Consider the following 25832-nt stretch of genomic DNA (forward strand, 5'->3'; position numbering starts at 1 on the left):
AGCTGCCCGCATGTCTGACGCGTTATGGGCGGCCCGGATGGGCGATGCGCTCTCCCACACTTCGATGATGGCCGACATCCTCGGCGGTGTGCTGGAGGTGGCGGCCAACATCGCAATCACGGCGGTGGCGACTGCGGCGGTGGTTGCCGCCACCGGGATTACCGTGGCCACCGGCGGGCTCGGCTGTTTCCTGCTGGGCGCCGTGGTGGGCACGATTGTCGGCCTGGCCATGAGCAAGACCGGGGCGGACAAAGGCTTATCGAATTTATGCGAGAGCTTCAGCAACGCCCTGTTTCCACCCACGGTGCAGGCGAACATTCTCACAGGCTCCACCAATACCCTCACCAACAGTATTCCGGCCGCTCGCGCTGCCGGGGCGATCAGTTCTCACGTCGCACCCGCCGGCACTGAACTGGAAGAACCCGCGCCCGAGCCGGAAGCCAGCTACCTGGACATGGCCGAGAGTTTCTTCTCGCAGATGTGGCGCCCCACGGTTGCCACACCTGCGCCCGGCGCCGAACCCAAGCCGCTGGATTTGGTCACGTGCATGAAGCACCCGCCGATGCCGCCGCAGTTTCTGGCCGAGGGTTCGGAAAAAGTCACCATCAATGGCCAGCCGGCAGTGCGCAGCGGTGACCGCAGCACCTGCGATGCAACGGTGGTGTCGTCGGGGCTGATTTCCTCCAACGTGACCATTGGCGGCGGTTCGGTGGTGGTGCGCGAGATCCGCAGCGGCAAGACGCCGGGCGTCGGGCTGGCGGTGACGGCGTTGTTGATGCTCAAGGGCGGCAAGGGCAAGTTCTTCAGCAAGCTGCCGTGCATGTTGATCGGCGGCGCGACCTCGATGGCCGTGAGCAGCGCGATGGGGGCGATGGCCAATGCGGCCATGGGCTCGTCGAACCCGGTGCATGCGGCCACCGGCGCCAAGGTGCTGGGCGGCGATGATGAGCTGGATTTTGTCCTGCCCGGCATCCTGCCGATTGATTGGCAACGCTTCTACAACAGCCGCGACGAACGCTCGGGCAGCCTGTTCGGCGCAGGCTGGAGCGTGCCGTATGAAGTGTGCGTCGACATCCAGCCTCACCCCGACGGCGGCGAAACGCTGGTCTACACCGATGAACAGGGCCGGCCTATCGACATGGGCAGCATTCCCCTGGGCGGCGCGGTGTTCAGCGCCGGTGAAGGGCTGGCCGTGCGCCGACACCTCAACGGGCAATTGCTGATCGAAAGCGATGACGGGCTGTATCGCTTATTTGAGCCTTCCGCCAACCCGGCGTTGCTGCGCCTCAGCCAGCTCGGCGACCGCAACGACAACCGCATCCATGTTGATTACGACGAAGCCGGGCGGCTGATCCGGCTGCGCGATACGTTCGACCTGGTGCAAGTGGAGTTGATCCGCGATCAAGGCCACGTGGTGCGGCTCGAACGGCTGTACCCCGATCAGCGTCGCGAAGTACTCGTAAGCTATGGCTACGACGCTATCGGCAACCTGGCTGAGGTCCGCGATGCCACTGGCCAGGTACAGCGACGCTTCAGCTATGATGCCGGCCAGCGCATGGTCGAGCACCAGTTGCCGACCGGTCTGCGCTGTTTCTACGAATGGGCGTTGGTTGAAGACGTGGAATGGCGCGTGGTCCGGCACTGGACCGACGAAGGCGACGCCTACCAGTTCGACTATGACTTGCAGGCCGGTATCACGCGGATTACCGACGGCTTGCAACGCGTCAGTACTCGCCACTGGAACACCCAGCACCAGATCGTTCGCTACTGCGACAATCTCGGGCAAACCTGGCTATTCGAATGGAACGACGAGCGCCAATTGCTCAGCACCACCGATCCACTGGGCGGGCGCTATGCATACAGCTACGACGACGCCGGCAACCTGATCGGTGAGACCGACCCGCTGGGCCGCAGCGACTCGACCTTGTGGCTTGAGCACTGGGCACTGCCGCTGGTGGAGACCGACGCCTCCGACAATAGCTGGGCGTATCGCTACGACCCGCGCGGCAACTGCATCGCCGAAACCGACCCGCTGGGCTATGTCACTCGCTATCGCTATGACGATCACGGCCAAGTCGTGGAGATCATCGATGCCACCGGCAAAAGCAAAAAGCTGCGCTGGAACCCGTTCGGGCAATTGGTTGAGCATATTGATTGCTCGGGTTACCCGACGCGGTTCAGTTATGACGAGCGCGGTTATTTGCAGGTCATTACCGATCCGCTAGGGGAACGAACAACCTTCACATACGACACGATGGGCAGGATGCTCAGCCAGCAGTTGCCAGATGGTCGTATCGAGTATTTTCAACGCAACGCCTGCGGACAATTGACGGTCCATACCGACCCGTCAGGCCACTCGACTCATTATCAGTACAACCCCCGCGGGCGCATTCGCCAGCGCACGGATGCGCACGGCCGCAAAGTGCAATTCAGCTATGACAGCTACGCACGGCTGCAAGCACTGACCAATGAGAATGGCGAATGTTATCGTTTCACGTGGAATGCCAATGATCGCCTGGTCGAGCAGCGCGACCTAGATGGCAGCGCCCATCACTATGACTACGATGCATTGAACAGCATCACCAGCGTCACTGCTTTACCAACTCACGACAGCAATGCGTCAGGTATCCCTGTACAGCCTATTGTTCACTATTTGGAGCGTGACGCTGCCGGGCGCCTGGTTGTCAAAATCACCGACGATGGCCGCACGGATTATTTATACGATCTCCTGGATCAATTGATCGCAATCACGTTCAAGGACGCCCAAGGCAACGAACAAAAATTGAGTTATCGCTATGACGCCCTCGGCCAGCCACTCGAAGAGCAAAGCTCGGCCGGCAGTTTGAAACATCGCTATGACGAATTGGGCAATCTGACCCAGACCCAATTACCCGATGGTCGCTGGATCAACCGTCTGTACTACGGCAGTGGTCATTTGCACCAGATCAACCTCGATGGCCAAGTCATCAGTGACTTCGAGCGGGACCGCCTGCATCGTGAAGTACTTCGCACACAAGGTCAGATCAGCACCCGCACTGAATATGATCGAGGCGGGCGGTTGCGCGCTCGTGTACGGTATCCAAGTACCCTGCCGCGACCACTGACGGGAATGAGTTCGACATACTTCGACTTTGATCCCAGCGACAACCTGATCGCCCGCCACGAACAAAAAGCAGGAATTGCACACCAACAGTCGTTTCACTACGACGCCACTGATCGCATCATTGCCAGCCAGAATCCAATACATGGGACGCAGGAAAGCTTTGCTTATGACGCAGCGGCCAACCTTCTGGATGGTCCCCTGCCGGGTGTAGGCCTGGTGGTACATAACAAATTAATGACCTACCAAGACAAGCGTTACCGGTATGACAGTTTCGGTCGGCTGGTTGAAAAACGTAGTGCTCGTCGCGCCGTTCAACTATTCAAGTACGACGCTGAAAGCAGAGTGGTCGAAATACGAAATCAGCACGCCGCCAATGAAACTGTCATCACAATGACCTACGACCCTTTAGGTCGTCGGATTACAAAAACCGAACAAAACAGCAACGGTAATACGCTTGGTAGCACTCGTTTTGTCTGGGACGGGTTGCAACTGATACAAGAGCACCGTAATAACCAGACCAGCCTTTATCTTTATGAAGATGGGAGCTATGAAGCACTGGCACGTGTTGATGGCCTGGGACCACTGCAAAGAATCAGGTACTACCACAACGATCCTAACGGACTGCCGCACGAATTGACGGACCACGATGGGCACCGCGTATGGCAGGCCAGTTATTACGCTTGGGGTAATACCGCCGAGGAAACCAGAGAGTCTTCTTACATCGAAGAACAGAACTTGAGGTTTCAGGGGCAATACTTGGACCGGGAAACCGGTTTGCACTACAACACGTTCAGGTTTTACGACCCCGATATAGGTCGGTTTATAACGCCGGACCCCATAGGACTCGCCGGTGGCTTGAACCTCTATCAGTACGGGCCTAATCCGATGGGCTGGTGTGATGCGTGGGGGCTGGCAGGCAGTCCAACCACAGCGACTCATATCACCTACCTGGGCGTCGACAAAGCGACCGGCAAACCTTATGTCGGTTATGCCAGCATGCAAGGCAAACAGGTAGGTTCAGACGTGTTGAACTATCGCTACGGGTCAAATTTCGATCGCTTTGGCGGCCAAGCACCTCAAGTCCTGCATACCGCCTACGGCCAGGATGGCAAGGACACCACACGAGGGCTGGAACAACGAGTGTATGAAGGCTTGGGAGGAAAAGATGGAACCGCCAACGCACAAAACCCGGTAGGCAAAGGAAATGGCCGAAGGAAAGAATACCTGGCTGCGGCGGATAAACATTTGTCTCAGACAGACTCAGGCAAAGCACTGGATAAACGCATAAAAGCCGCGAATAAAACCAAGGGCAAAGCCCCTGTCAAAGTCGCCGGCAAAAGCAGAGGTGCGCGAGCAGGCCGCTGCTCGTGAATATCATCAATGACTATTGAAAATGGAGTGGGCCCATGGCCAAGCGCATCCTCTGGAAGGAAGGCGATCTAGTCAGCCTCAAATTGCGAGATGACTTATACACCGTAGGCCAGATGATCAAGAACTCCGTCATGCGCTTCTACGATGTGAGAAGCGTGGACGGCGTCTGGACCGATCTTGCGCTGGACAACAGTATGATCCTGTTCAGTGGTTTTGTCGGCAAGGTGGTCACCCAGAGATTGGCAACGGAAAAACTAATTTCCGTCACGCCATTTAGCCTTTCGGATCATGAGCGTTATTGGCTCAGGCCCCACGTCAGCTTTGAGGGTGGCTTTCCATTTCGAGATGCTGATCTTGTTGACCTCGGCATCGGCTGCGATGCTGACTACAGCCTGGTACCTGCACTAAAGGAAGATCTGCAACTTTCGGACAGTCGCGACATTATCGAAAAGTATGAGTTGACCAACATGTGGGGAGATGAGGACCTCAGCGACAGACTGTGTCGCTACTTCGATACCGGTGTTAACCGGGATGATTTGAAATTTGAAGTCTTTCCGGGGCTCTGGAACGATCGTGAAAGCCTCAGGCCTTTAACCCGACGACTGCCTTTGCCGTTGAGATAAACAAGCAGTGTTTAGGTGGTTTGAAGCATTAAAAAATGGGCACCCAACCCAGTCGGCGTGCCCATTTTTCCTACCACCCCGCCTCCCTTCGGACGGTACTGCTCTTACGGGTTGACGCTGTCTTTGAGCGACTTGCCCGGCTTGAACGCAACGGTGTTGCTCGCCTTGATCTTCACAGGCTCACCGGTTTGCGGGTTTTTGCCGGTGCGGGCGCCACGGTGGCGTTGCAGGAAGGTGCCGAAGCCCACCAGGGTGACGCTGTCCTTGCGGTGCAGGGCGCCGGTGATTTCTTCGAGAACGGCGTTGAGGACGCGGTTGGCCTGTTCTTTGGTGAGATCCGCTTTTTCAGCGATGGCGGCTGCGAGTTCTGGTTTACGCATATGTGAAGCCTCTTTGACGGTTTTTTGTTGTTATGTCCGTGCTGCTCGTCTGTGGAGCAGCGCCCAAAGCGCCGCAGGCTCTACTCTGCGGCAGACGGGAGTGAGGATGGCATGCCCTCGCACGCTCCGCCAGTCTCGCGGCGACCTTTCTCGGGGGAAAAACGTGCTTATTCCGACAGAACGACCGGTATTTACGCCAGCAACGGCGGAAGTTCTTTGTTGAGGGCGAGTTTTTCCATCACGGCGCTGCCGGTCAGCGCGTAACCCAGCAGGCGGCCGCTGGCGTCGCGGCACAGGGCCTTGATGTCGGCACCCTGGCCTTCGACGCTCCACACCCCTTCGGTGCCCCGTGGCGGTGGCGAAACCACCAGCGGGCAGACCGGGGTTTTCACGGTGACCGGCATCGGGCCATAGCTGACAGCTGTGGCGTTGCCGGCCAGGGTCTGGGCCAGGGCACGGGCGCAGCTCATCAGCGGCATGACGTACAGCAGGTTGAGGCCATCGACCTCGGCGCAGTCGCCCAGGGCGTAGATATTGGCGTGGGAGGTCTTGAGGTGGCGGTCCACCATGATCCCACGATTGGTCTGCAGACCGGCGGCGGCGGCCAGGTCGACACGCGGGCGCAGGCCGATGGCCGAGACCACCAGGTCGCAGTGCACCACTTCACCGTCCGACAAATGCGCTTCCAGGCCGTCAGCGCTGCGTTGCAGGCGGTTGAGCACCGGGCCCAGGTGGAAACGCGCCCCCAGCCCTTCCAGGCCGGCCTGTACCGCTGCGGCCGCCGCCGGGTGCAGCAGGGTCGGCATCACTTGCTCGCACGGCGCCACCAGGTCGATTTCATAACCGCCGAGGATCAGGTCGTTGGCGAATTCACAGCCGATCAGGCCGGCGCCGAGCAGCAGCACGCGGCGCTTGCCGGCCGCGGCGGCGCGAAAGCGGGCGTAATCTTCGAGGTCGTTGATCGGGAAAACCAGCTCAGCCGCATCGCCTTCGACGGGGACACGCACGGTTTCTGCGCCCCAGGCCAGGACCAGATCGCGATAGACCACCGCTTCTTCACCGATCCACAGGCGCTTGTGGCCGGGGTCAATGCCGCTGACACGGGTGTGGGTGCGCACTTCGGCCTTGAGTTGCTCGGCCATGGCGCCGGGTTCGGCCATGCTCAGGCCATCGGCTTCCTTGTTCTTGCCAAAGCCGGTGGAGAGCATGGGCTTGGAGTAGGAGCGCCCGTCATCCGCGGTGATCAGCAGCAATGGGGTCTCGCTGTCGAGCTTGCGAAACTCCCGGGCCACGTTGTAACCGGCCAATCCTGTGCCGATGATCACGACAGGTGCGTTCATTCCGTTCTCCTTGTAGTACGTCTCTGAAACTGAAAATTAGCCGATTTCGATCATTTCGAAATCCATCTTGCCGACGCCGCAGTCCGGGCACAGCCAGTCTTCCGGTACGTCCTGCCACAGGGTGCCCGGAGCGATACCATCATCCGGCCAGCCGTCTTTTTCGTCATAGATCAGGCCGCAGACTACACATTGCCACTTCTTCATTTACTTGCTTCCTCAGGGTCCAGGCAGGTTGGCCGGCGGTCGATGGATCCAGCGTTGCCGCGCGGCTCAGGGCGTTTTGTACTGATCGGGGCCGACAGATGCAAGCTTGATCGACGCAAGGCGCCGGGCCGGCCCGGCAAAAGATCAGGACGCCATGGTAAGCTCGCCGCCTCTTTTGCTGCCAATACTGACGCACCGTGCCGCACTCAATCGCCCTTCCCGATGCTTGCCAATGGTTGACCCAGAGCCTCCTGAGCCCTGCGCCCGCGCCCTTGACCCTGAACTGGCTGTTCGACGAAGGCTCGCTGACCCGCCGGCTGACGTGGCTGTCCCACGATGGTTTCAGCGTGACGCCGCTGTTCGAAGGCTGGCAGCCGCTGCGCGATGATGAATGCGCGGCGCTGCACATGCCACCGGCCAGTATCGGTTGGGTGCGCGAGGTGTATTTGCGCGGGCATGGTCAACCCTGGGTGTTCGCCCGCAGTGTGGCGGCGCGCAGTGCGTTGCAGGGCGACGGCTTGCAGATGGACGAATTGGGCAGCCGCTCCCTGGGCGAATTGCTGTTTTGCGACCGCGCGTTCACCCGCCAGGCCATCGAGGTGTGCCATTACCCTCGCCAATGGTTACCCACCACGGACCAGGCCGACGGGCTGTGGGCGCGCCGCTCACGCTTCGATCGCGGGCCGCTGAGCGTGCTGGTAGCGGAAGTCTTCCTGCCGGCTTTCTGGCACGCGCTACATGACCATCCGGAGAACTGCTGATGTATCAACGTCTGCTCAAATCCTTGAACCGCCTGCACCCCAGGGCCTGGGATTTCATTCAGTTGACCCGCATGGACAAGCCCATCGGCATCTACCTGCTGCTGTGGCCGACGCTGTGGGCGCTGTGGATCGCCGGCAAGGGCTCGCCGTCCCTGGCCAACATCGTGATTTTTGTGCTGGGCGTGACGCTGACTCGCGCTGCCGGTTGTGTCATCAATGACTGGGCGGACCGCAAGGTCGATGGCCACGTGAAACGCACCGCGCAACGCCCGCTGGCCAGCGGCAGGATCCGTTCGAAAGAGGCCCTGGTGTTCTTTGCAGTACTGATGCTGATCAGCTTCCTGCTGGTGCTGCTGACCAACGCCACCACCATCTGGTTATCGCTGGGCGGCCTGGCACTGGCGGTCAGCTACCCGTTCATGAAGCGCTACACCTATTACCCCCAGGTGGTGCTGGGCGCGGCGTTTTCCTGGGGCATGCCGATGGCGTTTACCGCCGAAACCGGCCACCTGCCTGCCACCGCCTGGCTGCTCTATATAGCCAACCTGTTGTGGACAGTAGCCTACGACACCTATTACGCGATGACCGACCGCGACGACGACTTGAAGATCGGCGTCAAGTCCACCGCCATACTGTTCGGCGATGCCGACCGTGTGATCATCCTGACCCTGCAAGGCCTGGCGCTGCTGTGCCTGTTGCTGGCCGGCTCACGGTTTGAGCTGGGGGGGTGGTTCCACCTGGGCCTGCTGGCGGCGGCAGGCTGCTTTGCCTGGGAGTTCTGGTACACCCGCGACCGGGACCGGATGAAATGCTTCAAGGCGTTTTTGCACAACCACTGGGCCGGGTTGGCGATTTTTGTCGGGATTGTGGCGGATTACGCGTTTCGCTGAGGTTTTTGCGGTGTCTGGTCGGGCATCATCGGGGGCTTGCCCCCGATGGTTTCAGCAGCGCCGCGAAATCAGGGCTTGATCACATGCCATGCCCCACCCTTGCCATCACCATTCTTGTCGCCGGCCTTGTGGTCATCCTTGTAGGTGTAGACAGGTTTGCCTTTGTAAGCCCATTGACTGGTCTGGTCATCACGGGTGATCACGCTCCAATCGCCCATTGATTTGTCGGTAGACTCTGCTTTCAGCGGCGGCCAGTTGGTCGCGCACTGGTCCTTGCACACTGACTTGCCATCGGCGTCCTTGTCGAAGGTGTAAAGGGTCTTCCCACTGTGATCCACTAACAGACCGTTCTGGGTCATCGCCGGCTCCGCCGCGAATGCCAGTGTCGGCAGCGTCAACGCCGCCGTGACCAGCAGGGCCTTCCAGGAAAAAGTACTGTGAGTCATCGGAACCTTCCTTTTGTGGTTGTCAGGATTCGGACCCAAAGCGTAGTCCAGAGTGCCCCGAATTGCCCGAGCGACTAAATTACTGTCACACGACTGCAATAATTCCGTTATCTAATGCGGCGCAAGACAGTTAAATGACAAGAGGATTTTAGGCATGGTTGGCAGGAGCATTCTGATTGTTGACGACGAAGCGCCCATCCGCGAGATGATCGCCGTTGCGTTGGAAATGGCCGGCTATGACTGCCTGGAGGCGGAGAACTCCCAGCAGGCCCATGCCATTATCGTCGACCGCAAGCCGGACCTGATCCTGCTGGACTGGATGCTGCCCGGCACCTCCGGCATCGAACTGGCCCGCCGCCTCAAGCGCGATGAGCTGACCGGGGATATCCCGATCATCATGCTCACCGCCAAGGGCGAAGAAGACAACAAGATCCAGGGCCTGGAAGTCGGCGCCGATGACTACATCACCAAGCCGTTTTCCCCACGGGAACTGGTAGCGCGCCTGAAAGCCGTGCTGCGCCGTGCCGGCCCGACCGATGGCGAAGCGCCTATCGAAGTCGGTGGCCTGCTGCTGGACCCGATCAGCCACCGCGTGACCATCGACGGCAAGCCGGCCGAGATGGGCCCGACCGAATACCGCCTGCTGCAGTTCTTCATGACCCACCAGGAGCGTGCCTATACCCGTGGCCAGTTGCTGGACCAGGTGTGGGGCGGCAACGTGTATGTCGAGGAACGCACCGTCGATGTGCATATCCGTCGCCTGCGCAAAGCCTTGGGCGATGCCTACGAGAATCTGGTACAAACCGTGCGCGGCACCGGCTACCGGTTCTCCACCAAGGGCTGAGCCAGTCACTTTCCTTCCTTAACAGCTGACAAGGACGCATGTTTAAGTGAACCAGAACTGGCATGGCACCCTGATCCGCCACATGCTCCTGTTGATCACCGGCTGCCTGTTGGTGGGCCTGGTCAGCGGCTATTACGGCTGGAGCCTGGCCATCGGTATCGGCCTGTACCTGGGCTGGACCCTCAAGCAATTGCTGCGCCTGCATGAATGGCTGCGCCAGCACAAACCCGATGAAGCACCGCCCGATGGCTACGGCCTGTGGGGTGAGGTGTTCGACAGCATCTACCACCTGCAACGCCGCGACCAACGGGTACGCGGGCGCCTGCAAGCCGTGATCGACCGAGTGCAGGAGTCCACCGCTGCGCTCAAGGACGCGGTGATCATGCTCGACAGCGACGGCAACCTGGAGTGGTGGAACCGCGCCGCCGAGACCCTGCTGGGCCTCAAGACGCCCCAGGACAGCGGCCAGCCGGTAACCAACCTGGTGCGTCACCCGCGCTTCAAGGAATACTTCGAGCAGGACAACTACGAAGAAGCGCTGGAGATCCCCTCGCCCACCAACGACCGTGTGCGTATCCAGTTGTACCTGACCCGCTACGGCAACAACGAACACCTGATGCTGGTGCGCGACGTCACCCGCATCCATCAGCTGGAGCAGATGCGCAAAGACTTCGTTGCCAACGTCTCCCACGAACTGCGCACGCCCTTGACGGTGATCTGCGGCTACCTGGAGACGCTGCTGGACAACGTCGAGGAGATCAACCCGCGCTGGAGCCGTGCCCTGCAACAGATGCAGCAGCAGGGTTCACGCATGCAGACCCTGCTCAACGACTTGCTGTTGCTGGCCAAGCTCGAGGCCACGGATTATCCGTCGGACAACCAACCGGTAGCCGTCCACAGCCTGTTGCAGACCATCAAGAATGACGCCAAGGCCCTCTCGGGCGAGCGCGGGCAGCAGATCAGCCTGGATGCCGACCCGCAGGTGTTGCTCAAAGGCAGCGAAGGCGAATTGCGCAGCGCGTTCTCCAACCTGGTGTTCAACGCGGTGAAGTACACCCAGGACAAGGGCACTATCCGCATCCGCTGGTGGGCCGACGAGCAAGGCGCACACCTGAGCGTGCAGGACTCCGGCATCGGCATCGACGCCAAGCATCTGCCGCGCCTGACCGAGCGTTTCTACCGTGTCGATTCCAGCCGCAACTCCAACACCGGCGGCACCGGGCTGGGCCTGGCCATCGTCAAGCATGTGCTGCTGCGCCACCGCGCACGCCTGGAAATCAGCAGTGTGCTGGGGCATGGCAGTACATTCACCTGCCACTTTCCGCCAGGGCAGATGACCCGTTCGCGGCTCGTCGGGAATGATGAATAACTCAAACACAGCACAAAACCAAATGTGGGAGGGGGCTTGCTCCCGATGGCGGTGCATCAGTATCAGATATGCTGACTGACACACTGCTATCGGGAGCAAGCCCCCTCCCACAATTGGAATTGTGCTGTTTCGAATAAAGCATTCCACACCCCACCCGGCGGCACCCACTAGGCAAGCGCCCCGTCAGCCGCTACATTGGCCGACTTGCGCCTGCCTTTCAGGCCCTTCTGTCACCCCTTATTGAACACACGGAACCTGCAAAACCCAATCATGGACCCTTCCCCTGGTATCACCCTCGCCACACTCTTCGCCGATTTCGGCATGATTCTTTTTGCTCTGATCCTGGTACTGCTCAACGGTTTTTTCGTTGCGGCGGAATTTGCCATGGTCAAGCTGCGCTCGACCCGGGTCGAGGCCATCGCCCACACCAACGGCTGGCGCGGGCAGATCCTGCGCACCGTGCACAGCCAGCTCGACGCCTACCTGTCGGCATGCCAGCTGGGTATCACCCTGGCCTCCCTGGGCCTGGGCTGGGTCGGTGAGCCGGCGTTCGCGCACATCCTCGAACCGCTGCTGGGCGCCCTAGGTGTCGAATCGCCGGAAGTGATCAAGGGCGTGTCGTTCTTTGCCGCGTTCTTCGTGATTTCCTACCTGCACATCGTGGTCGGTGAACTGGCGCCCAAGTCCTGGGCCATTCGCAAGCCCGAACTGCTGTCACTGTGGACGGCGGTGCCGCTGTACCTTTTCTACTGGGCCATGTACCCGGCGATCTACCTGCTCAACGCCAGCGCCAACGCGATCCTGCGCATCGCCGGCCAAGGCGAACCCGGCCCGCACCACGAACACCATTACAGCCGCGAAGAGCTCAAGCTGATCCTGCACTCCAGCCGTGGCCAGGACCCGAGCGACCAAGGCATGCGCGTACTGGCCTCCGCCGTGGAAATGGGCGAGCTGGAAGTGGTGGACTGGGCCAACTCCCGTGAAGACCTGGTGACCCTGGACTTCAACGCCCCGCTCAAGGAAATCCTCGCGCTGTTCCGCCGCCATAAATTCAGCCGCTATCCGGTGTATGACGCGGTGCGCAACGAGTTTGTCGGGCTTTTGCACATCAAGGACCTGCTGCTGGAACTGGCGGCCCTGGACCACATCCCCGAATCGTTCAACCTGGCCGAGCTGACCCGCCCGCTGGAACGTGTGTCGCGGCACATGCCGTTGTCGCAGTTGCTGGAGCAGTTCCGCAAAGGCGGCGCGCACTTTGCCCTGGTGGAAGAAGCCGACGGCAAGATCATCGGCTACCTGACCATGGAAGACGTGCTGGAAGTGCTGGTAGGCGATATCCAGGACGAACACCGCAAGGCCGAGCGCGGCATCCTCGCCTACCAGCCCGGCAAACTGCTGGTACGGGGCGATACGCCGCTGTTCAAGGTGGAACGCCTGTTGGGCGTCGACCTGGACCACATCGAGGCCGAAACCCTCGCAGGGCTGATCTACGACACCCTCAAGCGCGTGCCGGAAGAGGAAGAAGTGCTGGAGGTTGAAGGCTTGCGGATCATCATCAAGAAGATGAAAGGGCCGAAGATCGTGCTGGCCAAGGTCCTGCTGCTGGATTGACCCTCAATTGCCCAATGCAAAATTGGGCAATGTCCCGACCGGCTGGTTGAATTCGTAAGGAATCGACACCAGCCCGGCCGCTGTACTCTGTTGCACCACAAAGTGCAGGTGCGGCCCGCTGCTGTTGCCGGTATTGCCCGACAACCCCAGTGCGCTGCCCACCGCCACACGCTGCCCCGGCCTGACACTCACCGAGCCTTGCTTGAGGTGCAGGTACACGCCCTGGGTGCCGTCATCGTGCTGCACGCGCACAAAATTGCCTGACGCATCGTTGCCGCGTCCGATCTGGCTATTCTCGATTTTCACCACCACACCGCTGCGTGCCGCGATGATCGGCGTGCCTTCGGGCATGGCGATGTCCATGGCGTAGAGGCTTTTGGCGTCGGTGTGGCTGAAGCTGCCGTTGGGGCCTTGGGTCAGGCGGAACGGGCCGCCACGCCAGGGCAAGGGGTAGCGGTAGGCTTGTCGCGGGTAAACGGGTTGTGGCCTGTAGAGTACCGGCGGCTGTACGCGCTCGACCCTACGCTCCTGGATCACGAATGCCTGGGCGCCGGGGGTGTGCCGATCGCTGAAAAACACCATGCCGTTGGCATCGGTGGATTTGTACAGGGTCATGGCCTGGGTCGAATTGGCGACCAAGGCCAACATGCAGGACAGCAAAAGGCGAAGGAGCATGGCGCGAACCTGCCGGAGTGAATGAACAGCAAGCTAGCAAGGGATCATGACAATCCCGGGGCACGCCCCTTCGGACTGAAGGTCAGGCCCCCGGCACAAAATGCTTCTGCGCCGTACCGCGCGCAATCAGACGAGAGATGTAGTCGAGCTTCTGCGCATCCTGGTCGATAAAGCGGAAGGTCAGTTGCAGCCAGTCACTGTCCGGCTTGGGTTCGAAGGCGACGATGGCGTGCAGGTAGCCGTTCAGACGCGCCACCTCGGCGTTGTCGCCCTGTTCCAGGTCGAGCACGGCACTTTCCAGTACCTGAGGCAGGACCTCACCGCGACGCACCACCAGCAGCGCTTCCTTGATGCTCAGTGCCTTGATCACGCATTGCTGGGTGCCGCTGGACAGGCGCAACTGGCCCTGGCCACGGCCGCCAGTGGGTGCAGCGCCTGGCGCTTGGACCGGCGGGGCGTTGTTAAGCAGGCCTTTGCTTGGCGCAGGTGCCGCCGCCGCAACGGGGGCTGCACGCACGGCTTCGGGCTTGCCACCGGTCAGGGCGCTCAGGGAATCATTGCCAAAGGCCGAGTTCATCTTGGTCGGCGCGCTGGCGACCAGGGCGTCGAGGCGACCGACCTTGTGCAGGGCCTGCTTGACCTTGTTCAGCAGTTGCTCGTTGGTGAACGGTTTACTGACGTAGCCGGAAACCCCGGCCTGGATCGCCTGGACCACGTTCTCTTTATCGCCACGGCTGGTCACCATCACAAACGGCATGGCCTTGAGGTGCGGTTGCTCACGGCACCAGGTCAACAACTCCAGGCCGGACATCTCCGGCATTTCCCAGTCGCACAGCACCAGGTCGAAGCTCTCGCGCATCAGGATGGTCTGGGCCTTCTTGCCGTTTACCGCATCTTCAAGCTTGATCCCGGGGAAGTAGTTGCGCAGGCACTTCTTCACCAGGTCGCGGATAAACGAGGCGTCATCCACCACCAATACACTGACTTTACTCATCGACCCTTCATCCTATAAAAACTTCGGCACGCAAAACGCCTGACTAATGGCATTTTGCCAAAACTCTGTAGTCACGTTCGGACTTTCTTTTACCCGATTCGCAAAAAATTCAGGCGCCACAAACGAAAACGCCCGACCAAAGGCCGGGCGTTAATTTCTCGGGCAACCTTACTTATCGTCAGGTTCGCCCGGAACATTAGGGATTTGATCGGCTGAACCCTCAACTTCGGCCTTCATGCGCTTGAGGCCCATGTGCCGTACGTCGGTACCGCGCACCAGGTAGATCACCAGTTCCGAGATATTGCGCGCGTGATCGCCGATACGCTCCAGGGAGCGCAGCACCCAGATGATGCTCAAGACCCGCGAGATAGAGCGCGGGTCTTCCATCATGTAGGTGGCCAGCTCACGCAGGGCGGTCTTGTATTCACGGTCGATGACCTTGTCGTACTGCGCTACCGACAATGCCAGCTCGGCGTCAAAGCGCGCAAAGGCATCCAGGGCATCCCGGACCATGTTGCGCACCTGGTCGCCGATATGACGCACTTCGACATAACCGCGCGGCGCTTCACCCTCTTCGCATAGCTGGATCGCACGGCGGGCAATCTTGGTGGCTTCGTCGCCGATCCGCTCGAGGTCGATCACCGACTTGGAAATGCTGATGATCAAGCGCAGGTCGGAGGCTGCCGGCTGGCGACGGGCGAGAATGCGCAGGCATTCTTCGTCGATGTTGCGTTCCATCTGGTTGATCTGGTCGTCGATCTCGCGCACTTGCTGGGCCAGGCCCGAGTCGGCCTCGATCAGCGCGGTCACGGCATCGTTGACTTGCTTCTCCACCAGCCCGCCCATCGCCAGGAGGTGGCTGCGCACTTCCTCGAGCTCGGCGTTGAACTGCGCGGAGATATGGTGGGTAAGGCCTTCTTTGCTAATCATGTTGGCGTCCTTGGAGCGTCCGGTAAGGTGCGGAGAACCGCAGCGTCAGTGCAATCAGAACCACAGCTTCCTAGCCGTAGCGACCGGTGATGTAGTCTTCGGTCTGCTTCTTCGCCGGATTGGTGAACAGGGTGTCGGTATCGCCGAACTCCACCAGCTTGCCCATGTACATGAACGCGGTGTAGTCGGAAACCCGCGCCGCCTGTTGCATGTTGTGGGTCACGATAACGATGGTGAACTTGGACTTGAGCTCGTAGATCAGCTCTTCGACTTTCAGCGTCGAGATCGGGTCGAGTGCCGAGCACGGTTCGTCGAGCAGCAGCACTTCCGGCTCCACGGCGATGGTCCGCGCGATCACCAGACGCTGCTGCTGGCCGCCGGACAGGCCGAGTGCCGACTCATGCAGGCGGTCCTTGACCTCGTCCCACAGCGCCGCGCCTTTAAGGGCCCACTCAACCGCTTCGTCGAGGATGCGCTTTTTGTTGATGCCCTGGATGCGCAGGCCGTAGACCACGTTTTCGTAGATGGTCTTGGGGAACGGGTTAGGCTTCTGGAACACCATGCCCACACGGCGACGCAGTTCGGCCACGTCTTCGCCCTTGCGGTAGATGTTGGTGCCGTAGAGGTTGATGGCCCCGTCCACGCGGCAACCGTCCACCAGGTCGTTCATGCGGTTGAAGGTACGCAGCAGCGTGGACTTGCCGCAGCCCGACGGGCCGATAAAGGCGGTCACGCGCTGCTTGGGGATATTCATGCTGACGTCGAACAGCGCCTGCTTGTCACCGTAATACAGGCTCAGGCCCGGTACTTCGATGGCCACGGTTTCCTGGGCCAGGCTCAGGCTCTGTTTGTCGCGACCCAGGGCAGACATGTTGATGCCGTGGGAATGGGTGTCGTGTTGCATGGGATGCTCCCTGTGCTGTTGTGTGGGAGGGGGCTTGCCCCCGATAGCGGTGCATCAGGAACATGTGTGCTGGCTGGCACACCGCAATCGGGAGCAAGCCCCCTCCCACAAATAAGTCCGCGTTCAATTCAGATCAGCTGTCCAGCGCCTTGTACTTCTCGCGCAGGTGGTTACGAATCCACACTGCCGACAGGTTGAGCGTGGCGATCACCAGCACCAGCAGCAAGGCGGTGGCGTATACCAGCGGCCGTGCGGCCTCGACGTTAGGGCTCTGGAAACCGACGTCATAAATATGGAAGCCCAGGTGCATGATCTTCTGGTCCAGGTGCAGGTACGGGTAGTTGCCGTCCAGCGGCAGCGAAGGGGCGAGTTTCACCACGCCGACCAGCATCAGCGGCGCCACTTCACCGGCGGCGCGGGCCACGGCGAGGATCATGCCGGTCATCATCGCCGGGCTGGCCATCGGCAGCACGATCTTCCACAGCGTTTCCGCCTTGGTCGCGCCGAGAGCCAGGGACCCTTCGCGCACAGTGCGAGGAATCCGCGCCAGGCCTTCTTCGGTGGCCACGATCACCACCGGCACCGCCAGCAGCGCCAGGGTCAGCGAGGCCCACAGCAGGCCCGGCGTACCGAAGGTCGGGGCCGGCAGGGCTTCGGCGAAGAACAGACGGTCAACCGAGCCACCCAGGACATACACGAAGAAGCCCAGGCCGAACACGCCGTAGACGATGGCCGGTACGCCAGCCAGGTTGTTCACGGCGATCCGGATAACGCGGGTCAGGGTGTTCTGCTTGGCGTATTCACGCAGGTACACGGCTGCCAGCACGCCGAACGGGGTAACGATCATTGCCATGATCAGGGTCATCATCACGGTGCCGAAGATAGCCGGGAAAATCCCGCCCTCGGTGTTGGCTTCCCGTGGGTCATCGCTGAGGAATTCCCAGACCTTGCTGAAGTAGAAGCCGATCTTGGTCAGTGTGCCCATGGCGTTCGGCTGGTAGGCGTGAACGACTTTGCCGATGCCGATTTCAACTTCCTTGCCGTTCGCATCACGCGCCGTCAGGGCATCGCGATTGAACTGGGCGTGCAGGTCGGCCAGGCGTGCTTCGATGTCCTGGTAACGGGCATTCAGCTCGGCGCGACCGGAGTCCATGTCGGCCTGGGCGGCGGCGTCGAGCTTGCCTTCCAGTTCCAGTTTGCGGCCATGCAGGCGGATGCGTTCAAGCCCGGCGTTGATCGCGCCGATGTCAGATTTTTCGAGTGTCTTGAGCTGGGCAGCGAGCTTGTTGACGCGGTCGACACGCGCTTGCAGCTCCGGCCACGCGGCCTCGCCTTCAGCGATGACCTTGCCATCCTGCTTGACGTTGACCAGGGTGCCGTAGAAGTTGCCCCACTCACGACGTTCGATGGTCATCAGGTTCTTCGGCGTGCTCTGGTCCTTCAACCACTCGCCGACGATCCAGGTGAAGTCGTTGCCGTTCAGATCGCGGTTGCCGACCTTGATCAGCTCGCGGGTCATGAACTCCGGGCCCGCATCGGGCACCGGCAGGCCCGCGCTTTTCAGGCGCTCGCGCGGCACTTCTTCTTTCTGCACCACTTCGCCGATGACGATATGGTTTTCCTGGCCCGGCACGTTGTAGTTGGCCTGGATCAGGTCGGCCGGCCAGAAGTGGCCCAGGCCACGCACGGCAATCACGGCCAGCAAACCAATGGTCATGATGACCGCGATGGACACCGCGCCACCGCTGATCCAGACGCCGGGAGCGCCGCTCTTGAACCATCCATTCAGGGAGTTCTGTTTCACAGACTTCTACCTTTCTTAAAGCGACGAGTATTTCTTGCGCAGACGCTGACGAATCAGCTCGGCGAGGGTGTTCATGATGAAGGTGAACAGCAGCAGCACCAGCGCCGAGAGGAACAGCACGCGGTAGTGACTGCCGCCGACTTCCGACTCGGGCATTTCCACCGCGACGTTGGCCGCCAGGGTGCGCAGGCCTTCGAACAGGTTCATCTCCATCACCGGCGTGTTACCGGTGGCCATCAGCACGATCATGGTCTCGCCCACGGCGCGCCCCATGCCGATCATCAGCGCCGAGAAGATGCCTGGGCTGGCGGTCAGGATCACCACGCGGGTCATGGTCTGCCACGGTGTGGCGCCCAGGGCCAGGGAACCCAGGGTCAGGCCGCGCGGTACGCTGAACACGGCGTCTTCGGCGATGGAGTAGATGTTCGGGATCACCGCAAAGCCCATGGCCAGGCCGACCACCAGGGCGTTGCGCTGGTCGTAGGTAATGCCCAGGTCGTGGGAGATCCACATGCGCATGTCGCCGCCGAAGAACCAGGTTTCCAGGTACGGGCTCATGTACAGCGAGAGCCAGCCCACGAACAGGATCACCGGGATCAGGATCGCGCTTTCCCAACCATCGGGAACCCGCAGGCGGATGGATTCAGGCAGGCGGCTGAAGACAAACCCGGCCACCAGGATGCCAATCGGCAACAGCATCAGCAGGCTGAAGATCCCCGGCAGATGCCCTTCGACATACGGCGCCAGGAACAGACCGGCGAAGAAGCCGAGGATCACCGTCGGCATGGCTTCCATCAGTTCGATCACCGGCTTGACCTTGCGGCGCAGGCTCGGGGCCATGAAGTAAGCGGTATAGATCGCCGCGGCAACCGCCAGCGGCGCCGCCAGCAGCATGGCGTAGAACGCCGCCTTCAGGGTACCGAAGGTCAATGGCGCCAGGCTCATCTTGGGTTCAAAGTCGGTGTTGGCGGCGGTCGATTGCCAGACGTACTTAGGTTCGTCGTAGTTTTCGTACCAGACCTTGCTCCACAACGCACTCCAGGACACTTCCGGGTGCGGGTTATCCAGCAGCAGCGGCTGCAGCTTGCCGCCGGCTTCGACGATCACGCGGTTGGCGCGCGGCGACATACCAAACACGCCCTGGCCGTCGACCACCGGATCCACCAGCAGGGTGCGGTGGGCGGTGCTGTGGAACACGCCGAACTTGCCGGAAGCGTCGAGGGCGGTGAAGCCTTTGCGCCGCTCTTCGGCGGTGATTTCCACGATGGGCGCGGTGCCCATCTGGAAGGTACGGATCTGCTTGAAGCGCTGCTCGCCATCCGGGTCACGGGCCATGAACCACTGGGCCAGGCCGCCTTTGGAGTTACCGACGATCAGCGAGATGCCACCCACCAACTGGGTGCTGGCGGTGACTTCGGCAGTGCCATCTTCCAGTAATTTGTAGCGACCGTTGAGGCTCTTGTCGCGCAGGCTGAACACATCCGCCAGGGCACGCCCGTTGATCACGTACAGCCACTGCTGGCGCGGATCGATGAAGATCGCCTTCACCGGCTCGGTCATTTGCGGCAGCTCGACACGCTTCTGCTCGCTGGTGACTTCACCGGTCATCATGTTTTCTTCGCGGCTCAGGGTCAGCACGTTCAAGTGCGAACCGGCCGAGCCTGCCACCACCAGCGACGAATCGGTGGCGTTGAGGGCAACATGCTCCAACGGACGGCCGGCATCGTCGAGCACGATCGGCGTTTCACCGTAGGGGTATTCAATCGCAGGCGTGATGGTTTTCTTGCCGTCCGGGTACGACACCTTATAGGTGTGACGGAACACCAGGGACTGGCCATTGGACAAACCGAGGATCACCAGCGGGCTGCCCGGCTGGTCCTCACCGATGGAGGCCACGCTCACGCCGGGCGCAAGCGGCAGGTCGACACGCTTGAGTTCGGCACCGCTCGTGACGTCAAAGAACAGCGCCTGGCCCTTGTCGGAAACCCGCATGGCGACCTGGTTCTGCTCTTCCAGGGAGATCAACAATGGCTTGCCGGCGTCCTGCATCCAGGCGGGCGTCAGTGCGTCTTCCTTGGTCAGCGAGGCGCCTTGGAACAGTGGCGCGACCACGTAGGCGAGGAAAAAGAAGATCAGGGTGATCGCACCCAGAACGGCGAGCCCGCCCACCAGCACGTACCAACGGGTCAGGCGATCCTTGAGCGCGCGAATACGGCGCTTGCGTTGCAGCTCAGGCGTATTGAAATCAATGCGCTTGGGGGGAGAAGTTGTCGTCATGGTGGAATTGGCCAGATCATTCATGCGCACACCCTAGCGATCCTGTATGACAGAAAGATGACAGTGCAGTGACGCAACAAATCCGCCGCGAAGCAGGGCTGGCAGCGGACTAGAAAATTCGGATGCGGGGCCGATATCCCGGCCCCGCAGAGGCAATCAGTTGCCTTCTTTCAGACCCAGGTCAGCCAGGGCCTTGGCGGCAACCTTGGCTGGCAGTGGGATGTAGCCGTCCTTGACGACCACTTCCTGGCCCTGTTTGGACAGAACCAGTTTCACGAACTCGGCTTCCAGCGGGGCCAGAGGCTTGTTCGGGGCTTTGTTGACGTAAACGTAGAGGAAACGCGACAGCGGGTATTTGCCGTTCAGGGCGTTTTCTTCGCTGTCTTCGATGAAGTCAGTGCTGCCTTTCTTGGCCAGGGCCACGGTCTTCACGCTGGCGGTCTTGTAGCCGATGCCCGAATAACCGATGCCGTTCAGCGAGGAGCTGATCGACTGCACGACCGAAGCCGAGCCGGGTTGTTCGTTCACGTTAGGCTTGTAGTCGCCTTTGCACAGGGCTTCTTCCTTGAAGTAGCCGTAGGTGCCGGATACCGAGTTACGGCCGAACAGTTGCACCGGCTTGTTGGCCAGGTCGCCGGTCACACCCAGGTCACCCCAGGTTTTCACATCGGCTTTGCCACCGCACAGGCGAGTCGAGGAGAAGATCGCGTCGACTTGTTCCATGGTCAGGTGCTGGATCGGGTTGTCCTTGTGCACGAACACGGCCAGGGCATCCACGGCAACCGGGATAGCGGTTGGCTTGTAGCCGTACTTCTGCTCGAAGGCCGCCAGTTCGGTGTCCTTCATCTTGCGGCTCATCGGGCCCAGGTTGGAGGTGCCTTCAGTCAGCGCAGGTGGCGCGGTGGCGGAGCCGGCAGCTTGAATCTGGATGTTGACGTTCGGGTATTCCTTTTTGTAACCCTCGGCCCACAGGGTCATCAGGTTGGCCAGGGTATCGGAACCGACGCTGGACAAGTTGCCCGACACACCAGTGGTCTTGACGTAAGCCGGGATTGCCGGATCAACACCTGCGGCCACCGCGTTGGCGGTCGCAACGCCAGCAGCGACAAAAGTCATTGCCGCCATCAAACGTTTCAGTTTCATGCCTTGCTCCTAGCAGATAGGGATAGTTGGATCGGGGCCAAGTATCGAGAGGCCGTGTGAACACTCTATGTCTGAAATATGACAATTGGATGAAAGGCCAGCATTGGGCGAGCATTCGCAGTTAAGAAGAAAACGGTTGGAAATACAGGCTGGAGCGGCGATATGAACGTAATGAGGCTCTGGTTTGAAAACTCTCTGCAATTGCTGATCGGAGATTTCCCACAGCTATTTAGGGTTGTGGCTCGGAACCAGCCTTACTAACCTCCCCGCGCCGCTGCAAATTCAGCGGTCGGGACTGCAGTTAAAACCTGACCCCTTCACGGCGCGCCTCAGGTTGACAAAACAAAAGCAAAGAATAGTCTTGTCAACCTAAGGAGACCTCACATGATCAATGACCGAATTCGCCGCGCAAGGTTATTGCGTGGCATGTCGCTGGAAGCACTGGCACTGCGTCTCGGCGACATAACCAAGCAAGGCCTGAGCAAATATGAAAAAGGGTTGAGCACCCCAAACTCTCAGCGCCTTCTGCAGTTGGCAAAAGCACTGGAGGTAAGCCCCGAGTATTTTTTTCGTACTCAGGCACTGCCACTCGCACCGTTGGAGTTCCGCAAGCTTGCGAAGATGCCTAAATATCGTCAGGTCCAGGTGGAGGAACAGATTCGAGAGCACCTGGAACGCTATATATCCCTTGAGGAGTGTTTCGATCCACAAGATATCAAGACTGCCGAAACCCCAGCCCAAATGCTCCCGGTCTCCTCCATAGAGGAAGCGGAACGAGCGGCGGATGAGCTCCGTAAGTATTGGGATATAGGTGAAGATCCTATTGCTCATCTGACTGAACAGTTGGAAGAGCACGGCATTAAAGTGGTGATGCTGGATGGGCCGGACGATTTCGATGGCGCTTGCGCAGCCACCCATGACGGCGAACATGTGTTGATCGCTTTAAATGCTCAGAGAGCAGGTGAACGTATTCGCTTCACCGCTGCTCATGAATTGGGTCACTGGGTGATGAAATTGCCTGATGATATGCCCGAGCGCGATAAAGAAAACTGCTGTCACCGCTTCGCAGGAGCGTTCCTTTATCCCTCTAAAAGCGTTACCGGAGATTTTGGGAATCACCAACGCTCCCGTGTCCACCCTAGAGAACTACTGATTGCTAAGCGCCAATATGGGCTCTCAATGCATGCGGCGCTCCGTCGATTGAAGGACCTCAAACTGTTAGGGGAAAGCGGCTACAAGTCCCTGACCATTCAATTCAGTAGCAATGGCTGGCGCAAAGCAGAACCTGAGCCGTTACCTTGCAAACCACCTCAGCGCTTTGAGTCACTCGTTTTCTGGGGGTTAGCGGAAAGCCTTATCACCCAATCACGAGCGGCCGAGTTACTGCGGCGTCCTGTGAGGGCTCTAGACCCCAATTTTCTAGGCTCACTGGAGAGTGCATGAGCCTGATCTATATCAGCGATACCAACATCTGGATTGATTTCAGGAACGCTGGATTGCTGGAGCATATGTTCAGGCTGCCATTTACCCTCTGCTGCACCGATTTCGTCATGCATGAGCTTGAGGATTTCCCTCATGAGGAACTGCTCGCCCAAGGGCTGGTTGTCGAATCATTTGATGAGGGAGGCGTGCAAAAACTCTTAGGACTTAAGGTCGAACACAACAACAGTTCCTTGGCCGACGTTTCTTGCTACCTGCTGGCACAAACAACCGGAAGACCCTTACTCACTGGCGATGGGAAGCTACGTCGCCAGGCAATTCGAGATGGACTGCAGGTACACGGCGCACTTTGGCTACTCGACCTCATGGTCGAACATCGAGTACTCAATGCTATTGGCGCAGCAACGGCACTCGAACGGATGCTGGCAGGCGGCGCCCGCTTGCCAGCATCAGAATGTCAAATACGGATCTCTGGCTGGAAAGTCATATGAAACTCAACTCGGATATTGAATATCCATCCAGCACTTATAAAAATTACCCTGTCCATCTGGCAAAGTAGAAAATTCAGCCTCTACAGCCTGCTCCTGAACTGATATTACCGTCCGCGCTTCCACAGATACCCACCCACCACCATCCCCATCACACACAGGACAGCCACGTAGTAAGCCGGGCCCATCGGGCTTTCCTTCATCAGCAGCGACACCGCCAGCGGCGTCAGCCCGCCGAACACGGCGTAGGCCACGTTGTAGGAAAACGACAGACCACTGAAGCGCACCACGGGCGGGAAGGCTTTCACCATCACGTAAGGCACCACGCCAATGGTGCCGACGAACAGGCCGGTCAAGGCGTACAGCGGGAACAGCCAGTCCGGGTGGGTCATGAGGCTGTGGTACAGCGTCCAGGAAGTCGCCAGCAGCAATGCGCAACCGCTTACCAGTACACGCCCGGCACCAAAACGGTCAGCCAGGGCGCCGGAGGCAATGCAGCCAAGGCTCAACGTCACGATGGCCAGGCTATTGGCTTGCAGCGCAACAGTCGGGCTGAAGTGGTAGATGGTCTGCAGCACGGTCGGGGTCATCAGGATGACCACCACGACGCCGGCCGACAGCAGCCAGGTCAGCAGCATCGACAACACGATGGCACCGCGGTGGTCACGTAATACGGCACGCAATGGCAGCTCGGCGGCCAAGGTTTTGCGTTGCTGCATCTCGGCGAAGATCGGCGTTTCATGCAGCCAGCGGCGCAGGTACACCGACAGCAGGCCGAACACGCCACCGAGCAGGAACGGAATGCGCCAGGCGTAATCCGAGACCTGCTCAGGGCTGTAAATAGTGTTGATGGCAGTGGCCACCAGCGAGCCCAGCAGGATCCCGGCGGTCAGGCCGCTGGTCAGGGTGCCGCAGGCGTAGCCGATATGGCGCGGCGGTACGTGCTCGGAGACGAACACCCAGGCGCCGGGGACTTCACCGCCAATCGCTGCGCCCTGGATGATGCGCATCAACAACAACAGGACCGGTGCCCACAGGCCGATCTGCGCGTAGGTCGGCAGCAGGCCCATGATCAGGGTCGGCACGGCCATCATGAAGATGCTCAGGGTGAACATTTTCTTGCGGCCCAGCAGGTCACCGAAGTGCGCCATGATGATGCCGCCCAGCGGGCGTGCCAGGTAACCGGCGGCGAAGATGCCGAAGGTCTGCATCATGCGCAGCCATTCGGGCATATCGACAGGGAAGAACAGTTTTCCGACCACGGTGGCGAAAAACACGAAAATGATGAAGTCATAAAACTCCAGCGCCCCGCCCAAGGCAGACAGCGACAGGGTTTTGTAGTCGTTGCGGGTCAGCGGGCGCGACGGTTGCGCACTGCTTGCAGGCACGGAGGACATGGCAAGGCTTCTCTTATAGTAGTCAGCTTGGTAAGGACGACACGCCCGGGACCAGCGGCGGTCTGGCAAGATAGCAAATCGCTTGTAAAAGCACAGCGCCAGGAGAACAGTTGCGCGCAAAAGCCGCGATACAGCAGCTATTTACCGACCAAATGAGCGCCGGGAGGTCGTCGTGGCGCCAGGGTCTCGATATACTCGGCCCTTGCAAGCGCAAGAACCCCAGGCTTGAGGGGCTGCTGCGCCAAAACGTCGTTGGGTGCCATCCAGCCGATTTGGCAGAGTTTCCCTTTAGTACGCCTTACGAGAAACGTATCGAACGGAGTATGTTTGTGCTGAAACGTTTTTCTAATAGTCGGCTATCCACCTTGCTCCACCTATAAAAGCGTCACGGGTCAGAGGCCCCCCGGCATGATCGAACTCGAACAAGAAGATCCTATCCCGCAAGGCGATCTCGCCCTGCAAATCACCGCGCTCCCGCGTGAAACCAACGGTTTTGGCGATATCTTCGGCGGCTGGCTGGTCGCGCAGATGGACCTCGCCGGTACCGCCATGGCCAGCAAGGTCGCAGGCGGGCGTGTGGCCACCGTGGCCATTGACCGCATGGCGTTCCTGGTGCCGGTGGCAGTGGGCGCGCAACTGTCCTTCTATACCCAGGCCCTGGAAATCGGCCGCAGCTCGATCCAGATGATGGTCGAAGTGTGGAGCGACGACCCGCTGTCCAGCGAATGGCGCAAGGTCACCGAGGCGGTGTTTGTATTTGTCGCTATCGATGGCAGCGGCCGCACACGCTCGGTGCCATCGCGCGCGCGTTAAACCTCGCGGGGTTTTGACGGTCAAT

The 25832-nt window shown here is 60.0% G+C and carries 22 protein-coding genes; 10 read left to right on the top strand and 12 right to left on the bottom strand.

Going from position 1 to position 25832, the window contains the following annotated elements; genetic code table 11:
• The first annotated feature begins 10 nt into the window (after positions 1–10).
• Positions 11–4474, top strand: a complete 4464-nt coding sequence (locus AC07OT_RS10275) for an RHS repeat-associated core domain-containing protein (RefSeq protein WP_495108002.1) — start codon at positions 11–13, stop codon at positions 4472–4474.
• 35 nt (positions 4475–4509) lie between these two features.
• A complete protein-coding gene (locus AC07OT_RS10280) occupies positions 4510–5097 on the top strand; it encodes a DUF8309 domain-containing protein (protein ID WP_442116581.1) in 588 nt (195 codons plus the stop codon).
• Positions 5098–5201: 104 nt separating this feature from the next.
• On the opposite strand, the gene AC07OT_RS10285 is transcribed toward AC07OT_RS10280, so the two are convergent.
• The 3 genes from AC07OT_RS10285 to AC07OT_RS10295 all read right to left on the bottom strand — a co-directional run bounded on the left by AC07OT_RS10285 (position 5202) and on the right by AC07OT_RS10295 (position 7021).
• A complete protein-coding gene (locus AC07OT_RS10285) occupies positions 5202–5477 on the bottom strand; it encodes an HU family DNA-binding protein (RefSeq protein WP_003213368.1) in 276 nt (91 codons plus the stop codon).
• A 191-nt stretch (positions 5478–5668) separates the two neighbouring features.
• Positions 5669–6817 (bottom strand): NAD(P)/FAD-dependent oxidoreductase, encoded by a 1149-nt coding sequence (locus tag AC07OT_RS10290; protein ID WP_495100803.1) that lies wholly within the window; start codon positions 6815–6817, stop codon positions 5669–5671.
• A gap of 36 nt (positions 6818–6853) precedes the next feature.
• Positions 6854–7021 carry a rubredoxin gene (locus tag AC07OT_RS10295; protein WP_003213373.1) on the bottom strand — a complete coding sequence of 56 codons (168 nt, stop codon included), beginning with the start codon at positions 7019–7021 and terminating at the stop codon, positions 6854–6856.
• Between the two features lie 197 nt (positions 7022–7218).
• Here AC07OT_RS10295 and AC07OT_RS10300 point away from each other — a divergent pair, with 197 nt between their 5' ends.
• Complete coding sequence (locus tag AC07OT_RS10300; RefSeq protein ID WP_495108003.1) at positions 7219–7782, top strand: chorismate--pyruvate lyase family protein; 564 nt, start codon at positions 7219–7221, stop codon at positions 7780–7782.
• Positions 7782–8672 carry a 4-hydroxybenzoate octaprenyltransferase gene (gene ubiA, locus AC07OT_RS10305; RefSeq protein ID WP_495108004.1) on the top strand — a complete coding sequence of 297 codons (891 nt, stop codon included), beginning with the start codon at positions 7782–7784 and terminating at the stop codon, positions 8670–8672. Before AC07OT_RS10300 ends, ubiA begins: the two co-directional genes overlap by 1 nt.
• A 68-nt stretch (positions 8673–8740) precedes the next feature.
• On the opposite strand, the gene AC07OT_RS10310 is transcribed toward ubiA, so the two are convergent.
• A complete protein-coding gene (locus AC07OT_RS10310; protein ID WP_495108005.1) occupies positions 8741–9118 on the bottom strand; it encodes a COG4315 family predicted lipoprotein in 378 nt (125 codons plus the stop codon).
• 154 nt (positions 9119–9272) lie between these two features.
• Between AC07OT_RS10310 and phoB the strand changes: the two genes are divergently transcribed.
• The 3 genes from phoB (at position 9273) to AC07OT_RS10325 (ending at position 12942) form a co-directional block, all read left to right on the top strand.
• Positions 9273–9962 carry a phosphate regulon transcriptional regulator PhoB gene (gene phoB, locus AC07OT_RS10315; protein WP_003176964.1) on the top strand — a complete coding sequence of 230 codons (690 nt, stop codon included), beginning with the start codon at positions 9273–9275 and terminating at the stop codon, positions 9960–9962.
• Positions 9963–10044: 82 nt separating this feature from the next.
• Positions 10045–11331: a phosphate regulon sensor histidine kinase PhoR gene (gene phoR, locus AC07OT_RS10320; RefSeq protein WP_495108099.1), complete on the top strand. Its 1287-nt coding sequence runs from the start codon at positions 10045–10047 to the stop codon at positions 11329–11331.
• A 270-nt stretch (positions 11332–11601) separates the two neighbouring features.
• Positions 11602–12942, top strand: coding sequence for a hemolysin family protein (locus AC07OT_RS10325; protein WP_098480703.1), 1341 nt, complete (start codon positions 11602–11604; stop codon positions 12940–12942).
• Positions 12943–12945: 3 nt separating this feature from the next.
• Here AC07OT_RS10325 and AC07OT_RS10330 read toward each other — a convergent pair whose 3' ends face one another.
• The 7 genes from AC07OT_RS10330 to AC07OT_RS10360 all read right to left on the bottom strand — a co-directional run bounded on the left by AC07OT_RS10330 (position 12946) and on the right by AC07OT_RS10360 (position 21669).
• Positions 12946–13617, bottom strand: coding sequence for a peptidoglycan DD-metalloendopeptidase family protein (locus AC07OT_RS10330; RefSeq protein WP_495108006.1), 672 nt, complete (start codon positions 13615–13617; stop codon positions 12946–12948).
• Positions 13618–13699: 82 nt separating this feature from the next.
• Positions 13700–14611 (bottom strand): response regulator, encoded by a 912-nt coding sequence (locus AC07OT_RS10335; protein WP_495108007.1) that lies wholly within the window; start codon positions 14609–14611, stop codon positions 13700–13702.
• Between the two features lie 168 nt (positions 14612–14779).
• Entirely contained in the window at positions 14780–15541 is a 762-nt protein-coding gene (phoU, locus tag AC07OT_RS10340) for a phosphate signaling complex protein PhoU (protein ID WP_027608248.1), read from the bottom strand.
• A 70-nt stretch (positions 15542–15611) separates the two neighbouring features.
• The gene (gene pstB / locus AC07OT_RS10345) at positions 15612–16445 is read right to left on the bottom strand and encodes a phosphate ABC transporter ATP-binding protein PstB (RefSeq protein ID WP_027608247.1); all 834 of its coding nucleotides are present in this window, start codon (positions 16443–16445) and stop codon (positions 15612–15614) included.
• A gap of 133 nt (positions 16446–16578) precedes the next feature.
• Positions 16579–18249 (bottom strand): phosphate ABC transporter permease PstA, encoded by a 1671-nt coding sequence (gene pstA, locus AC07OT_RS10350; RefSeq protein WP_495108008.1) that lies wholly within the window; start codon positions 18247–18249, stop codon positions 16579–16581.
• 15 nt (positions 18250–18264) lie between these two features.
• Positions 18265–20298: an ABC transporter permease subunit gene (locus AC07OT_RS10355; protein ID WP_174562752.1), complete on the bottom strand. Its 2034-nt coding sequence runs from the start codon at positions 20296–20298 to the stop codon at positions 18265–18267.
• A gap of 384 nt (positions 20299–20682) precedes the next feature.
• A complete protein-coding gene (locus AC07OT_RS10360) occupies positions 20683–21669 on the bottom strand; it encodes a phosphate ABC transporter substrate-binding protein PstS (RefSeq protein ID WP_016978637.1) in 987 nt (328 codons plus the stop codon).
• Positions 21670–22053: 384 nt separating this feature from the next.
• Between AC07OT_RS10360 and AC07OT_RS10365 the strand changes: the two genes are divergently transcribed.
• Positions 22054–23112: a helix-turn-helix domain-containing protein gene (locus tag AC07OT_RS10365; RefSeq protein ID WP_495100800.1), complete on the top strand. Its 1059-nt coding sequence runs from the start codon at positions 22054–22056 to the stop codon at positions 23110–23112.
• Positions 23109–23600: a PIN domain-containing protein gene (locus AC07OT_RS10370; RefSeq protein ID WP_495100799.1), complete on the top strand. Its 492-nt coding sequence runs from the start codon at positions 23109–23111 to the stop codon at positions 23598–23600. Before AC07OT_RS10365 ends, AC07OT_RS10370 begins: the two co-directional genes overlap by 4 nt.
• Positions 23601–23704: 104 nt before the next feature.
• On the opposite strand, the gene AC07OT_RS10375 is transcribed toward AC07OT_RS10370, so the two are convergent.
• Positions 23705–24994, bottom strand: coding sequence for an MFS transporter (locus tag AC07OT_RS10375; RefSeq protein ID WP_027608244.1), 1290 nt, complete (start codon positions 24992–24994; stop codon positions 23705–23707).
• A 408-nt stretch (positions 24995–25402) separates the two neighbouring features.
• Here AC07OT_RS10375 and AC07OT_RS10380 point away from each other — a divergent pair, with 408 nt between their 5' ends.
• Complete coding sequence (locus AC07OT_RS10380; RefSeq protein ID WP_003176975.1) at positions 25403–25807, top strand: acyl-CoA thioesterase; 405 nt, start codon at positions 25403–25405, stop codon at positions 25805–25807.
• The last annotated feature ends 25 nt before the right edge of the window (positions 25808–25832 follow it).

The sequence above is a fragment of the Pseudomonas sp. GW821-FHT09C10 genome (assembly GCF_059418085.1).

Excerpts from the sequence above, each read along its gene's own strand:
- AC07OT_RS10275 (WP_495108002.1), top strand. The coding sequence starts at position 11 with ATGTCTGACGCGTTATGGGCGGCCCGGATGGGCGATGCGCTCTCCCAC.
- AC07OT_RS10280 (WP_442116581.1), top strand. The coding sequence starts at position 4,510 with ATGGCCAAGCGCATCCTCTGGAAGGAAGGCGATCTAGTCAGCCTCAAA.
- AC07OT_RS10285 (WP_003213368.1), bottom strand. The coding sequence starts at position 5,477 with ATGCGTAAACCAGAACTCGCAGCCGCCATCGCTGAAAAAGCGGATCTC.
- AC07OT_RS10290 (WP_495100803.1), bottom strand. The coding sequence starts at position 6,817 with ATGAACGCACCTGTCGTGATCATCGGCACAGGATTGGCCGGTTACAAC.
- AC07OT_RS10295 (WP_003213373.1), bottom strand. The coding sequence starts at position 7,021 with ATGAAGAAGTGGCAATGTGTAGTCTGCGGCCTGATCTATGACGAAAAA.
- ubiA (WP_495108004.1), top strand. The coding sequence starts at position 7,782 with ATGTATCAACGTCTGCTCAAATCCTTGAACCGCCTGCACCCCAGGGCC.
- AC07OT_RS10310 (WP_495108005.1), bottom strand. The coding sequence starts at position 9,118 with ATGACTCACAGTACTTTTTCCTGGAAGGCCCTGCTGGTCACGGCGGCG.
- phoB (WP_003176964.1), top strand. The coding sequence starts at position 9,273 with ATGGTTGGCAGGAGCATTCTGATTGTTGACGACGAAGCGCCCATCCGC.
- phoR (WP_495108099.1), top strand. The coding sequence starts at position 10,045 with ATGCTCCTGTTGATCACCGGCTGCCTGTTGGTGGGCCTGGTCAGCGGC.
- AC07OT_RS10325 (WP_098480703.1), top strand. The coding sequence starts at position 11,602 with ATGGACCCTTCCCCTGGTATCACCCTCGCCACACTCTTCGCCGATTTC.
- AC07OT_RS10330 (WP_495108006.1), bottom strand. The coding sequence starts at position 13,617 with ATGCTCCTTCGCCTTTTGCTGTCCTGCATGTTGGCCTTGGTCGCCAAT.
- AC07OT_RS10335 (WP_495108007.1), bottom strand. The coding sequence starts at position 14,611 with ATGAGTAAAGTCAGTGTATTGGTGGTGGATGACGCCTCGTTTATCCGC.
- phoU (WP_027608248.1), bottom strand. The coding sequence starts at position 15,541 with ATGATTAGCAAAGAAGGCCTTACCCACCATATCTCCGCGCAGTTCAAC.
- pstB (WP_027608247.1), bottom strand. The coding sequence starts at position 16,445 with ATGCAACACGACACCCATTCCCACGGCATCAACATGTCTGCCCTGGGT.
- AC07OT_RS10355 (WP_174562752.1), bottom strand. The coding sequence starts at position 20,298 with ATGCAGGACGCCGGCAAGCCATTGTTGATCTCCCTGGAAGAGCAGAAC.
- AC07OT_RS10360 (WP_016978637.1), bottom strand. The coding sequence starts at position 21,669 with ATGAAACTGAAACGTTTGATGGCGGCAATGACTTTTGTCGCTGCTGGC.
- AC07OT_RS10365 (WP_495100800.1), top strand. The coding sequence starts at position 22,054 with ATGATCAATGACCGAATTCGCCGCGCAAGGTTATTGCGTGGCATGTCG.
- AC07OT_RS10370 (WP_495100799.1), top strand. The coding sequence starts at position 23,109 with ATGAGCCTGATCTATATCAGCGATACCAACATCTGGATTGATTTCAGG.
- AC07OT_RS10375 (WP_027608244.1), bottom strand. The coding sequence starts at position 24,994 with ATGTCCTCCGTGCCTGCAAGCAGTGCGCAACCGTCGCGCCCGCTGACC.
- AC07OT_RS10380 (WP_003176975.1), top strand. The coding sequence starts at position 25,403 with ATGATCGAACTCGAACAAGAAGATCCTATCCCGCAAGGCGATCTCGCC.